Annotated in this window: 13 protein-coding genes; 5 read left to right on the top strand and 8 right to left on the bottom strand. The window is 49.2% G+C overall.

The genetic code is table 11. The features are described 5' to 3' along the window. Nucleotides 1-49: 49 nt before the first annotated feature. From IJG50_07855 to IJG50_07845, 3 genes are all read right to left on the bottom strand, one after another. Entirely contained in the window at nucleotides 50-1456 is a 1407-nt protein-coding gene (locus IJG50_07855) for a response regulator transcription factor (protein MBQ3379757.1), read from the bottom strand. Nucleotides 1457-1594: 138 nt separating this feature from the next. Beyond that, nucleotides 1595-2797: a multidrug effflux MFS transporter gene (locus tag IJG50_07850; GenBank protein MBQ3379756.1), complete on the bottom strand. Its 1203-nt coding sequence runs from the start codon at nucleotides 2795-2797 to the stop codon at nucleotides 1595-1597. 153 nt (nucleotides 2798-2950) lie between these two features. Beyond that, nucleotides 2951-4372: a response regulator gene (locus IJG50_07845; GenBank protein ID MBQ3379755.1), complete on the bottom strand. Its 1422-nt coding sequence runs from the start codon at nucleotides 4370-4372 to the stop codon at nucleotides 2951-2953. Nucleotides 4373-4907: 535 nt separating this feature from the next. On the opposite strand from IJG50_07845, the gene IJG50_07840 reads away from it, so the two are divergent. From IJG50_07840 to larE, 5 genes are all read left to right on the top strand, one after another. Further along, nucleotides 4908-5303 carry a hypothetical protein gene (locus IJG50_07840; protein MBQ3379754.1) on the top strand — a complete coding sequence of 132 codons (396 nt, stop codon included), beginning with the start codon at nucleotides 4908-4910 and terminating at the stop codon, nucleotides 5301-5303. 8 nt (nucleotides 5304-5311) lie between these two features. After that, the gene (locus IJG50_07835) at nucleotides 5312-5629 is read left to right on the top strand and encodes a hypothetical protein (protein MBQ3379753.1); all 318 of its coding nucleotides are present in this window, start codon (nucleotides 5312-5314) and stop codon (nucleotides 5627-5629) included. A gap of 64 nt (nucleotides 5630-5693) precedes the next feature. After that, a complete protein-coding gene (gene larB, locus IJG50_07830; GenBank protein ID MBQ3379752.1) occupies nucleotides 5694-6449 on the top strand; it encodes a nickel pincer cofactor biosynthesis protein LarB in 756 nt (251 codons plus the stop codon). Beyond that, on the top strand, nucleotides 6446-7696 hold the full coding sequence (gene larC, locus IJG50_07825; GenBank protein ID MBQ3379751.1) for a nickel pincer cofactor biosynthesis protein LarC: 1251 nt from the start codon (nucleotides 6446-6448) through the stop codon (nucleotides 7694-7696). The genes larB and larC overlap by 4 nt, the downstream gene beginning before the upstream one ends. A gap of 8 nt (nucleotides 7697-7704) precedes the next feature. Beyond that, the gene (gene larE / locus IJG50_07820; GenBank protein MBQ3379750.1) at nucleotides 7705-8517 is read left to right on the top strand and encodes an ATP-dependent sacrificial sulfur transferase LarE; all 813 of its coding nucleotides are present in this window, start codon (nucleotides 7705-7707) and stop codon (nucleotides 8515-8517) included. 67 nt (nucleotides 8518-8584) lie between these two features. Here larE and IJG50_07815 read toward each other — a convergent pair whose 3' ends face one another. From IJG50_07815 to IJG50_07795, 5 genes are all read right to left on the bottom strand, one after another. Continuing rightward, the gene (locus IJG50_07815) at nucleotides 8585-9877 is read right to left on the bottom strand and encodes an O-acetylhomoserine aminocarboxypropyltransferase/cysteine synthase (protein MBQ3379749.1); all 1293 of its coding nucleotides are present in this window, start codon (nucleotides 9875-9877) and stop codon (nucleotides 8585-8587) included. A 317-nt stretch (nucleotides 9878-10194) separates the two neighbouring features. Next, on the bottom strand, nucleotides 10195-10908 hold the full coding sequence (locus tag IJG50_07810) for a L,D-transpeptidase family protein (protein MBQ3379748.1): 714 nt from the start codon (nucleotides 10906-10908) through the stop codon (nucleotides 10195-10197). Between the two features lie 71 nt (nucleotides 10909-10979). Next, nucleotides 10980-11801, bottom strand: coding sequence for a 4Fe-4S binding protein (locus IJG50_07805; GenBank protein ID MBQ3379747.1), 822 nt, complete (start codon nucleotides 11799-11801; stop codon nucleotides 10980-10982). A 151-nt stretch (nucleotides 11802-11952) separates the two neighbouring features. After that, nucleotides 11953-12828 (bottom strand): SDR family NAD(P)-dependent oxidoreductase, encoded by an 876-nt coding sequence (locus tag IJG50_07800; protein MBQ3379746.1) that lies wholly within the window; start codon nucleotides 12826-12828, stop codon nucleotides 11953-11955. Between the two features lie 67 nt (nucleotides 12829-12895). Then, nucleotides 12896-13784: hypothetical protein (locus IJG50_07795; protein MBQ3379745.1), on the bottom strand; the 889-nt coding region annotated here is incomplete at its 5' end.

The following is a 13784-nucleotide window of genomic DNA, read 5'->3' as shown; positions in this document are numbered from 1 at the left end:
CTTTCGCAAAAAGAGGAGGCAGATTTTACCGATTTTTAAGAACGCGCCGTCAACGGCCGCTCATCGTCTCGTGGTAAATGTCGGTAAGTCCCGCGCGCGTCGACGCGCCCGTTTTTTGATAAAGCGCGGTAACGTAAAGCTGCACCGTTCGCGGACGAATAGAAAGCCGCTCACCTATGACCGTCTGCTTGTCCTCGGTAAGCACGAGCTCGCGAAAAACGTCCGTTTCGCGCTGTGTCAAGGTATATCGCTCTTTTATCAAATCAAAAACGTCTTGGGGCATATTATTTAAAGCCACGGCGCCGCTGCTTGACAATGAAGGCTCCGTGAGAGCTTCCGCCGACATTCGTTTTCCGCCGCCGAAGGCCATTAGGATTATTATCAACGCAAGCATGGCAATGTCTACGCTCAGCACGGCAAAATCGGGCAGCGAAGAAAGATGGACTGCGCCGCCTATAAGCACTATCGCACTGTCGATCACACGTCCCATAGACGCCCACAGCGCCGGATGCTTCGTTCTCTGGGCAAGCCGCCAGAATGTCAAGTTATAATACGATACAGCTCCGGCTATCCCGCAGTAAAACAGACACATGTTAAGGCGATAAGCGTCGGCATTGGAAGTAAGCACGCTGTTAAGCAGAGCCGCAAGCGCTATGCAGAGCGCGGCCACCTGCACTATTCTTCCGTTTCCCCTGTCGCCTATAAGCGCGAAGAAAAGATAGCACGGTATAAGGATGAGACGCGGCCATGTGTAAACATTGAAATCAGTATATCCCGAAACTATTTGCAGATGGTGGATATATCCGTTATAGAAGTTTGCGAATAACAATAACGCCGCAGCAATAATACACGAAAACAGGATATGCTTTTTCGAGATCTTTTGCACACCTGTATTTTGGGATGATATTTTGGCGTTCTTCGGCGTTTTAAGAAGCATTAAAGCCGTAAAAACAAATGCTAAAAGCATAACGGGCGTCAAAAAAGGCGTTGTACCCCATTGAAGCTGCAGCAGGAACTGGAGAGCTACGGCTGCGCCGTATCCTATGCCCATGATCTTTGCGACCTCTGCTTTCGAGGCCGCAAGAACGCTCATTCGCTCATACAGCGCACCGCACCAAAATCCCAGACAAAGCATAGTTGCATACGTTACGATAATATAAGATCCCGAGCTTTCCGAAAAAAGCATTACGGCGGCGCCTGCAAAAAAGACGCACAAAACAAAAGCCGTTATGCCCTTTCCCGCACGCTCATCTTTTACTGCCGCGCGCATAGCGGCATATGCAAAGAAGCCGAAGAGCACGAATATCTGGAGAGCATAATATACATATTCGCGCTGATCGACGGGAAGATAACCCTCGCCCGCATGATTAGCCGTACTGAGTATGCATAACTGCAAAAAGATCGCAGAGGAGAACATTACCGAAAGAGATATGTTCTGTTTTGTTTTCTCTGACACGGCTTTCTCCCCCTTTTCGCATTTGAAATCACGTTCATATTATACTTTTTGACATATAAAATTTCAAGAGCGAAACAAAGCTTAATAAATTTCCAAAAAACAAGGAAGCGCGGGAGCCGCCGTCCCGCGCTTGATTCTTTATGTTATATGCATATTTATCTTTTTTGAACGAGAAACTATCGTCCACACAGTCGAGGATGCGACGGCGAAGCAAAGCATCGTAATGCTCAGTCCCAAAACATAATTGCTCCAGGGAAGCGAGCCTATGAACATGCCGATGCTGCCGAACAGCACGTTTGAAAAGTTTAGAAGCGCCGACGCCGAGCCCGTGTCGCCCTTTTGCTGGTCGAGCAGTATATTCGTCGAAAGCGGGCGAAGGAAGCTGTTTGACATAGAAAACGGTATCATGCAGCATAGAAAAGCTATCGGCGACTTATTGCCCACAAAGAACAAAAGTATCGATATGACGATGCCGACGCTCACGGCAATACGCATAAGCAGCCTTTGCGAGACCTTCCCGTTCAGACGCAAAAATATCATCGGCCCGAGCACTCCGAGACCCGCGTTCGCGGCAAAGAATACGCTGAACATCGTTTCGCTGAGTCCGAAGTAATCAATATACGTGTACGACGCTATCGCAAGGTACGCCATGAAGGGCGCGAAATAAAGCGATACCGACAGAAGATACGGCGTGAAGTTTATGTTCTTCGCGACGACGAAGATCCTTCCGAGCGACTTTAAAACGCCGCCCTCGTTTCGTTCATCATCGTGTATTGATTCCTGGAAAAGCAGCGTGGTTATTATTCCTACCGAGGCTATGCCCGCAAGCACTACGAAGACTACGCGCCATATTGCGAATTTTACTATCATTGCGCCGATCACGGGCGCGATTATGGGCGCGAGTACGGTCATGCTCTGAACTACTGCCAGCGCCATCGCGCGGCGCTCGGCCTCGAACGAGTCTTTTATTATAGCAACGGACATCGACGCCATTCCCCCGCCGCCAAGCCCCTGCGTTGCGCGCACGAGTATCAGAAAATACGCGTTCATCGCACAGGCGCACAGTATACTGCTCGCAACGTATATGCAAAGCGCCGTGAGCAGTATCTTCTTTCGGCCGTGTCTATCGCTTAACGGGCCGAAAAAGAGCATACCCACCGACATAAAGAGAAAAAATACCACGAGAGTCAAATTTACGATTATCGCCGTAGTGTCGAACTGATGCGCCATATTCGGAAGCGACGGCATATACATGTCCGTTGAAAGCGGGCCTGTCATTCCGAGCAGTGTAACGAGAAAAATAAGACCGCCGTTTTTTAAATATTTCTGCTTTACATACATAAAATTCTCCCATATATGTTTTTTTGATCCTACCCGATCATGCTTTTGATGCATTGTCAGATCTCAAGACGGGCGACATCCTGCATATGCCGAACGTCTGTATTTTTGCTGATTTATAAAAATCTGCGTAAAAAAGCTTATCTTTTTTATATCCTACAGTTTTAGAACCGTTCTCAGCGTATCGATCATTTTATCCGTATCCAGAGGCTTTGCTATATGCCCCTGCATACCGGCTTCCTCGGCCGCCTTTTGATCCTCCTTAAAAGCGTCGGCTGTCATTGCGATGATCGGTATGTTTGCCCGCGCCGGATCGTCGAGCGCCCGAATGGCACGGGCGGCGGCATAGCCGTCCATTATTGGCATTTGAATGTCCATAAGCACTGCGGCATATGTACCCGGGCTTGCCTGCGTCACTGTGTCAACGGCGGCCTTTCCGTCGCTTACGCAGTCGATAACGAAACCTTCATGCGATAGAAGCATTTGCGCGATCTCCTGATTTACGGGGTTATCCTCGGCCAAAAGCAGGCGTATCCCCGAAAAATCGGGGCGCGTTCCCTCTGGCTTAGTTGCGTCGTTCTCGGGCGCAGCGGCAAGCGGAAACATAAGCCGCATCGTGATCATGGTCCCCTCGCCCTGCTTTGTTTTTACATCTATGACGCCGCCCATTTTATCAACAAAGCTCTTTGTGATCGCCATACCGAGACCTGTGCCCTGTGTTTTGCTTACTGTGCTTGTGCGTTCACGCTCAAAGGGTTTAAATATGTTTTTTACAAATTCCGGGCTCATTCCTATGCCGGTATCGGAAACAATAAACTCGCAAACTACGGTGTCGTCCTTCTTTTCGACCTGCCGCATGGAAAGAGTGACGCTGCCGCCCTTTGGAGTAAACTTGCAGGCATTGCTCAGAAGATTCATAAGCGACCTGCTAAGCTGACTTTTGTCGCACATGACCCATGTCTTTTTATGCTCCCAAAGCCTTATAAAGTTTATGTTTTTGTTCTCCATCTGCGGGGCGAACAATCCCTCAAGCTGCGAAAGCGTTTCTTCCAGACATATCCGCTCAGGCTCGAGCTCCAGCTTACCGCTTTCAATGCGGCTCATTTCAAGAACATCGTTTATCGTATCAAGCAGCTGAATACCTGCCGTCTCAATTTTCTTAAGATAGCCCTTTGTTTCCGAAAGCGATGTCTCTTCACGATTCGCGATAGCAGTGTATCCGATGATAGCGTTGAGAGGCGTGCGAAGGTCATGGCTCATATTCGACAGAAAGCGTGTCTTTGCTTCACTTGCCTTTTTTGCCGCTTCCATCTCAGCCTTAAGCTTTCCGTGCTGCTGTATCCTGTCCGAAATACGCTGTATAAGGATAAGAATTACAAACACGAATACGCTTCCGCCCAATAAAATGCCCGCTACGACAAAATCAGGTTGTCCGAACAGCCCAACGGCCAGATATCCACACAAAAACAGGACGAGCAGAATGATGGGAAGCCTTAAAATGTTCGCCTCTTTCTTCCAGTCGCCGCGTTTGCTCACACTCTTGGAAAAACGAACGTACTGAAAAATATTCCACGCCATCAATGCCGCGCCCAGGTATATCATTGTATGTATCAAAACATATTCCATAGCTTGAAACCTTTCTGCTTATCGGCTTCTTTTTTCTTCGTCTGCGATCAAAATCGATTCTTGCATTTGATAGCCTAAACAAGCATATCCCGTCAAGTTTTATCTGTCCGCTTTGTTCGTTCGTACTTATACCTTTGATCTCCGTTTTCTTATAAGCAGCCCCGCTTTATGGCAGCGCTTTAAAAAAACTTCTTCTCGACCGACCTTGCGCCATTTGCGATTTTGTTTACATAGGCCGAGCTTATGACATTATTTTAATAATTATATCATTTTCAATAATGGATTTCCACCCTTTTGTAACAAAAAGGCGTCCTATAAGCGAACATCTTAAACTGCGCCGAGTTTTCTCTTTGCGCGCTGAATCCTATAAAGTAAAAATACTACTCTTGCCGGCTGTGCTTGACACAAAATACCATATGCGATATAATTATTTTATAAAGGAATAATGAGGTCCATACTTTTTCAAATATGACAGGAGGATAATAAAATGGCTTGCTTTATTGTACCGGCAGCAGAAGCTGTTATAACCACGATCGCATCGCGCGCCATAAAGAAAAAGGAATTGAAAAATGAAAATCATTCTTCTCTTGAAAAAGCCGCTTCAAAAATCCCCTTCTCAAGAAAGCTCGGCTGGCTTTCTAAGATGCTTTGGGGAGGCAGTGCGCTTTTGGCATTTGAACATATTTGGCACGGAGAGGTCACGCCGTGGTTTCCTTTCCTTACGGCTGTAGGCAATCCTCAGGATACTGCCGATATGCTTAAAGAAATGGCTACGGCAGGCGTTCTTATGGCTGTATTTGTAACCGTCGTATGGCTGGGCATGGTAGCTGTTTCCTCTGCAATAGAAAAGAAAGCCGCGTTTGACGATTCAGCGAAAGGTTGAGTGAGCGCATGACTTTACTTGTTACTGTTTTTGCCGCCGTTATTTCAACGGTGATATGGTATAAAAACGCGCCGGAAGACAAAATGAAGGTAAATATACTCTGCTTTATTTACTGGGGCGCTTCGATAATGTGGCTAGTTGACGCTTTATTTGAATACGCCGAGCTTCGCGCGGATTATTTTACTCCCGCCGCAGGCGATATGCTCAACGATTTCTACTTGGGTCTTTGCGTTACTGCGCTCGGCCTCGTTATATGGCTCGCAGTTCTGCTTATTAAAGATCCGAAAGGCGTTCTTAAGGCCGCACTTTTAAAAAGCAAAAATTAACTATAAAGCGGGTCCGCTCTTTGCGGAGCCGCTTTATTAAAAATCATTCTCTTTTGGAGGAAACATGAAAAACGATACGAAAAACATTTTAGAGGCTGTTAAAAGCGGTAAAATGTCCGTAGAAGAAGCGCTGCTTTTATTAAAAACCGAGCCTTATGCCGACATAGGCTTCGCAAAGGTTGATCTTCACCGGAAGGTTCGCCAAGGAGCGTCTGAAGTGATATACGGGGCCGGAAAAACTCCCGAACAGATCATAGGCATAATTGATACGATGAAGAAAAACGGACAGGCGCGCATTATAATAACGCGCCTCTCAAAAGACGCTGCAGCCGAAGTAGGCAAGGCTCATGCGATGGATTACAGCGAAGACTCAAAAGTCGGACTTATCGGCGGAAAGCCAAAGCCCGACGGCGTCGGCACTATTGTAGTTGCCACCGGCGGCACGAGCGACATTCCCGCAGCCGAGGAAGCCGCGATCACTGCCGAAGCGCTCGGCAACAAGGTAACGCGCCTTTACGACGTGGGCGTTTCCGGCCTTCACAGGCTTTTGTCGCATAACAAGGATATTATGCAGGCGACCGTGATAATCGCCGTGGCCGGCATGGAGGGCGCGCTTGCAAGCGTTATAGGCGGTCTTGCCGACTGCCCCGTTATAGCCGTACCCACGAGCGTGGGATACGGCGCGTCGTTTGGAGGTATCTCCGCGCTTCTTTCGATGCTCAACTCCTGCTCGAGCGGCGTATCCGTAGTTAATATCGACAACGGCTTCGGCGCGGGATACATTGCAAGCATGATAAATCACGTGGAGGCGAAAATATGAAGACATTATATCTCGAATGCTCCATGGGCGCGGCTGGCGATATGCTTACTGCGGCGCTTATCGAACTTCTCCCCGACCCCGACGCCTTTGTTGAAAGGCTCAATTCTCTCGCCGTTGCGGGCGTTAAGTTCATAAAATCGCCTTCCGTAAAATGCGGCGTGCAGGGCACGCATATTAAGGTCACGATAAACGGCGAAAGCGAAGGCTTGGCCGACGCGCTTAACGCGCACGAGCATACACATGTTCGCGTCCGCGCTCGAAGAACTGAACATACGCACGCTCACGGCCATTCTCACGCCCACAGCCATTCGCACAGCGGCATTGAAGACATAAAGCAAATTATCGGCGGCCTCGATATTCCCGATAAAGTAAAAAGCGACGCTTTGGCAGTTTATTCGCTTATCGCAGAGGCCGAAAGCCACGTCCACGGCGTCCCCGTAAGCGATATCCATTTCCACGAGGTAGGAACGATGGACGCAGTTGCCGACGTAACGGCAGTATGCCTTCTTATGAACGAGCTTTCTCCGGATGAAGTGATCGTCTCTCCAATCCACGTCGGAAGCGGTCATGTAAGATGCGCTCACGGCATTCTGCCCGTACCCGCGCCGGCGACGGCTTATATTTTAAAAGACACGCCTATCTACGGCGGCAGTATCAAGGGTGAGCTTTGTACTCCCACGGGCGCCGCGTTACTCAGGCATTTTGCCGCGCGCTTCGGAGATATGCCCGTAATGAAGATGCTCAAGACCGGATACGGCATGGGTACAAAGGATTTTGAAGCCGCAAACTGCGTAAGAGCGTTCTTTGGCGAAAGCGAGGATAGGCGCAAAGAGGTTATCGAGCTTTCCTGCAACCTTGACGACATGACGCCGGAGGATATAGGCTTTGCCTTTGAGCGCCTGTTTGAGGGCGGCGCGCTCGACGTTTACGCCGTGCCCGCAGTTATGAAAAAGTCTCGCCCCGCAACGGTGCTTTCCGTTCTCTGCCGCGAATGCGACAGAGACGCGATAGTAAAGCTTATTTTTAAGTACACCTCGACCATAGGCGTAAGAGAAACGTCCGTGCGCCGCTTCGTTTTGGAGCGAACCTTTGAAACACTTGACACGCCGTTCGGTGAAGTGCGCTTTAAGCTCTCCCAAGGCTATGGCGTCGAAAGGCGCAAATACGAATACGACGACCTTGCGCGAATTGCAAAAGAGAAAAATATGAGCATTTCCGACCTAAGAGCGGCGCTTGAAAAATTATAGGAGCTTTTATGGACAGACTGCACCGAAAATACGATATCCTTAAAGAGGATCTTATAAGCATGAAAAGCGCCGCCGTCGCTTTTTCGGGCGGCGTAGACTCGACCTTTCTTTTAAAGGCCGCGCACGACGTTCTCGGTGAAAACGTGACTGCGATTACAGTGCGTTCGCCGCTTTTCCCTGCGCGCGAGACCGGCGGGTCCGCGTCTTTCTGTTCGCGCGAAGGCATAAAGCAGATAATAATAGACGTAGACTCGCTTAAAATACCGGGATTTAAAGACAATCCTCCCGACAGATGCTATATATGCAAGCGCGAGCTTTTTATAAGAATGAAGGACGAAGCGGCAAAGCTTGGTACGACAAATGTTCTGGAAGGCTCAAACACGGACGATGAGGGCGACTACCGCCCCGGCCGCGCCGCTGTAAAAGAGCTTGGCGTAAAGAGTCCGCTCCTTGACGCCGGTCTATCAAAGGGCGAAATACGCGCCCTTTCAAAAGAGCTTGGGCTTGAAACGTGGCGAAAGCCTTCGTTTGCCTGCCTTGCGTCGCGTTTTGTTTACGGCGAAACGATAACGAGGGAAAAGCTTTTGAAAATTGAAGAGGCCGAAACCTTTTTATTCGAGCGCGGCTTTACGCAGGTGCGCGTCCGTATGCATAACGACACGGCGCGGATCGAGATAGACCCTTCTGAATTTGATAAAATATTATCCCGCGATACGGCGAAAAATATAGACGCCTTCTTTAAATCGCTCGGATTTATCTACGTAACGCTTGACTTGGGCGGATATAAGACCGGCAGCATGAATAAAACGATAGGCATATAAAAATAGAAACGCCCGGGTTTCGGGCGTTTCTATTCTTATGTTCTATAATTGGAGGTGGAGATCCATTCTATTTTACGGCGTTAAATGCGTCTTCAAGCGCGTCGATAAGATCGAGCACGTGCTCCGTGCCAATAGAAAGGCGTATCGTGTTGGGCTTTATGCCCTGGTCTAAAAGCTCCTCCGGCGAAAGCTGAGAATGCGTCGTAGACGCCGGATGTATTACAAGCGATTTTACGTCGGCCACGTTCGCGAGAAGCGAGAATATAGCAAGGTTGTCGATAAAGGTCTTCGCTTCCTCTTCCCCGCCCTTTATCTCGAACGTGAATATCGACCCGCCGCCGTTCGGGAAGTATTTTTTGTAAACTTCGTGGCTCGGCTCGCTTTCAAGCGACGGATGATGCACGGCCGCGACCTTCGGATGTGCGTTTAAGTACTCGACTATCTTCAGCGCGTTTTCAACGTGGCGCTCGATTCTCAAGGACAGCGTTTCAAGCCCCTGCAGGAATATGAACGAGTGGAACGGCGACTGCGTTGCGCCCGTGTCTCTTAAAAGGATCGCTCGTATGTACGTTACGAAAGCCGCAGGGCCTACCGCATCGGCAAAGCTCAGTCCGTGATACGACGGGTTCGCTTCGGATATCCACGGATATTTGCCCGACTCTTTCCAGTCGAATTTTCCCGAATCAACGATAACGCCGCCTATCGCTGTGCCGTGGCCGCCGATGAACTTCGTCGCACTGTGTACGACTACGTCCGCGCCGTACTCTATCGGTCTTAATAAATACGGCGTTGCGAAGGTGCTGTCAATAACAAGCGGAATCTTATGAGCGTGCGCAGTCTTCGCAAGCTCCTCTATGTCTATGACGTTGGAATTGGGATTGCCGAGCGACTCTATAAATATCGCCTTCGTCTTATCGTTTATTGCCGCTTCAAACGAGCCTTTGACGTCAGGATCAACGAACGTGGTCGTAATATTCGATGTGAGCGGCAGGGTGTGTGCAAGCAGATTATACGTGCCGCCGTATATCGTTTTCGACGCTACGATATTTTCGCCCGAACGCGCGAGCGCCTGCAGCGCATACGATACGGCCGCAGCGCCGGACGCCGTTGCAAGAGCGGCCACACCGCCCTCAAGAGCGGCTATTCTCTCTTCAAATATGCCCTGCGTCGGATTTGTAAGTCTCGAATATATATTGCCGGGGTCTCTAAGCCCAAATCTGTCGGCCGCGTGCTGCGAATTATGGAATACGTAAGACGAGCTTGCATATATCGGTACGGCGCGCGCGTCTGTCACTGCGTCGGCCTTTTCCTGTCCAACGTGAAGCTGTAAAGTTTCAAATCTGTATTTTTTATTTGACATTTTATTTACCTCCCGAAAAGTATTTATATTAAACGATCATGATGCTGCTTTTGTCCGTGCAGTCAACACATTCGGTCGGTACCTGTTATTACGCGGCGGGGTATTTCCCCTGCCCTTTCGTTTATGTTCATGTCACGCCTCCATAGTCTATATTGCCTATATGTTTTATATGTTTTGTATTTTATCACTGAGATTTTACGTTGTCAATACTTTTCGAGAAAAAAATTTCACTTGATATGCGGCGGTAAGCCGTTAATATAAAAAGCGCCGAAGAGCAAAGTGTATTTACTCTCCGACGCTTAAAACGAGTCGTTCTGTCAATATATCGTGACCGTAGTTCCAGGCGTTACCGTTCTTAAGACCGTGACCATATTTTCCTCGGATATTGCAACGCAGCCGCCCGTGGGGCTGTCCTCGCCGCGCCAGCAGTGAAGGAATATCGCGTTTCCGGCGAAAGGCGCGCCCGCCGCGTTATAGCCCAAATCGAGCAGGTATTCATAGACCACGGGGTAGTCTATAAGATGCTCGTCCTCCGAATAGTCGGCGTCGGGATTCTCGCTCTTATATACGAGCGTGTTGTACCTTTTGCCGTTGAGTCCGCTTGAGCACCAGTACATGTCGTCCGTCACCTTCGTGTACGGCACGAGGCTGCCCGGGTCGTCCTTTATGCCGTAGGCCTCGCCAATCACCCACGTTCCGAGCGGCGTTTTCACGTCGCCCTCGGCCTGCTTTCCGGGGCCGTTCTTACCGATAACGGCGGGGCATGTGAAAACGGGCTCATACTTGCCGCTTTTCGCCTGATATATCGTAAGCACCGCGTGAAAATCACCGTCATCGGAACATTTTATGCCTATTCTGTACTCGCCCTCCCGCTCGGTGGAGACGGGCTGTCCGAACAGTATCTGTTCGACCTCGTCCTGCGAAATTATATTCTTATATTTTTTGTAATGCGACGCATCTATCTGTTGATAGATCAAAAGTGCTGCCAAAAGAACTGCGACGCACGATACGATTATTACTGCCTTTTTCATTGGCGATCACTCCCGTCTTTATATTATAAGCATATTGTACCATATACGGCTGCAAAGCACAATACGACCGTTCAATGAAGCGCCCGTGCGGGGCAGGACTTTACGCATTCCTGGCAGAGTATGCAGTCGGTCGCGTTCTTTCGATTGCGCGAGTCTATATTCATCTCTACGTCCATAGGGCAGACCTTCAGGCATTTGCCGCATTTTATGCATTTTTCTTCATCGCACCGTATGCGTATCACGGAAAAATAGCTCATAGGCTTTAAGAAAACGGCAACGGGACATATATATTTACAAAACGCGCGGTTGTCTTTAAACGCAAAAGCAAGAATTATGCCGACTGCATAATATGCGGCGTTTCCTGCGATGAACAGATAAAACATTATATCTTCGATATCGGCCGCATGTGATAAAAACAGGCCGCCAACGAATAAAAGAGAGAGCGCGAATACGACATATTTTATAAATCCAAGCTTTTTTCGCGGCCCGGCAGGCGCTTTATACGGCATAAGATCGAGTATCATGGCAGTCCAGCAGGCGTAGCCGCACCAGCCGCGCCCGAAGAGGAGCGGTCCGAAAATTTTTGCCACGGCGTAATGTATTGTCGCCGCCTCGAATACGCCCAAAAAGAGATAGTACCAAAAGCCCTCTATCTGCATATTCTCGCGGCAGATGAATCCGAGATAAACGAGCATATACAGCCCCACCGCGAACTGAACGAAGCGGCGCGCGTGCGGTTTCTTCTTTGCAAACATGGCAATTCCCGCCGCGATGCAGCCGCCTATGTATGTAAAATTAAAAAGATAGAATATATTGTCCCTTGCAAGCCAAAGTATTACGGCAACGGCTTCAAATATACAAAGAACGATTATCGAAGGCAGATACTTTTTCATTTTGCTGTCATTCTCCCGTGGTCGTTATATTTTGATGATACCATGCCCCGCTTTCCTTGTCCATATAAATGGCCTCGCAGGCATAAACGCGCCGAATGCAAAGAAAAAAGCGCCGCAGGCTTTTTGGTGGCCTGCGGCGCTGCCGCTTGTTTTATTCCGTTTTTTGTTTTGCCACCTGGCCGCGTAAAAGGTCTGCCGGCTGCATTCTGTCAACTATCGCCGTACCCTTGTTGGCAAGCAGCGCGTCGTATCTTTCATCGAGAAGAATATAAAACTCTTCTTTTTCTATTGCGTTCCACACGCGCTTCGTCGCCTCGCTTACCTCCATACCTGCGTCAAGGAAGGATTTATTTATCTTAAGCTCCTCAAGGTACCAGTCCTGCTTATAATACGGGTCGTCGCCCATTGCGAATCGTTCGGGGCGGTGTCTGTTCGTATTGTACATTTCCGTGGAAATAAATCCGGGACAGAATACGGATACGCCGATATTTGCATTAAGCGCCTTCATGCGCTTATAGAGGTATTCGGCAAGACCTACGGCCGCATATTTCGTCGTATGATACAGCGCGCCCGACGCGGTGGACAAAAGGCCCGCGATTGACGCCACGTTCACGATATAGCTTTCGGTCTTCTTTTCAAGCATATGCGGTACTACGGCTCTCAGCATATATATATGAGCCTCGACGTTCGTCTCCATGATCCATTTTACGTCGCGCACCGGAAGCTGCCATGCGTCGCCCGATACGGTGACGCCTGCGTCGTTTATAAGCAGATCTACGCATCCGAATGCATCTATCGCCGCTTTGAACGCTTTTTCGCAATCTTCGGGAAGCGTTACGTCAGCCTGTACGCATACGGCCTCGGCGCCCGTCGCCTTCAATTCATCGCAGACCTTTTTCGCATCGTCGCCGTGGATATCGACTACGACTACTTTCATTCCGCGAGCCGCCGCATCGCGCGCGAGCTGCGCGCCTATTCCGTTGCCCGAACCGGTTATCAATGCCACTTTTCCTTTAAAATCTTTCATTAGTTTACGCCTCCTTGTTTTTTGAAATAATTGTATATTAGAATTATATAATATGTCATTGAATGCGTCAATTACTATTAAATACAATTATTAGCTTTAAGCTTGATTTTTGCGAAAACATTTTGCGATCTTTTATTATAAGATAACGAGACGGAGGTAAGTTTTTTAGTTCCCGCGCCTCTGCCGTTTTCGCCTTATATTTGTCTTTCAGCTTTGAAACGGCGGCCTCGCGCCTTTTGCGCTCCTTGGCTACCAGCTTATTTACGCGCTCTTTTGCGCGTTCACGCTCTTTTGCAACTGCCGCTGCTTTCTCTGCCGCCTTCTTATCCGCAAACGTCGGATCCTCGCGCACGTCTGCTATGCGCCCTATTATGTCTTGCGCTATCGCTTCATAAAAGTCATCGTATCGGCTTCCCCCGTCCTCGCCTGCCGTCTTGCGCGCAACAGATTTAAGGTCGTCGAGCACGTCGGATATTTTTATCAACATATCTTCGCTGTTCGTTTTGTCAGACGGGAAAAATCCCTCGCCGAAACGCTCTGTAAGCTCTCTGTATACCACGCCTAAATCCGTAACGTCGGAAGGGTCGCTCGTAAGCGTCAATGTGCCGAATAGCTTCTTTCGGTAATAGTCGCGCAATTCCTTGTTCCGCTTTGTCGCCTTTTCGTTGTTCGGGTCTATAGCCCACGGATTGAGCACGCGCGTACCCTTTAAAAAGCCGCGCATCTCGTGATACGTCTCACGCATATACTCCGCATCTTCCGAAGGGACAAGCGCATTCTCGCCCACGTCCCGCGCAACTGCGCGCGCATATTCGCGTATTCTCTCCCACTGCGCGTCTGTGCCGTCTTTGCTCAAGGCCGCAGCCTCGGCAAGCGGCTTCAGCCTTTCGTAAAGCTGCTCCTTGTCGTAATCTGTGATATCGTAATCTTTGATTATCCCTCGCGCGATCTTTCGT

This window comes from Clostridia bacterium, from assembly GCA_017405765.1.
GTDB lineage: Bacteria > Bacillota > Clostridia > Oscillospirales > RGIG577 > RGIG577.
The sequence above is the reverse complement of the archived record's forward strand: the minus strand, read 5'-3'. Positions and strand labels throughout refer to the sequence as shown.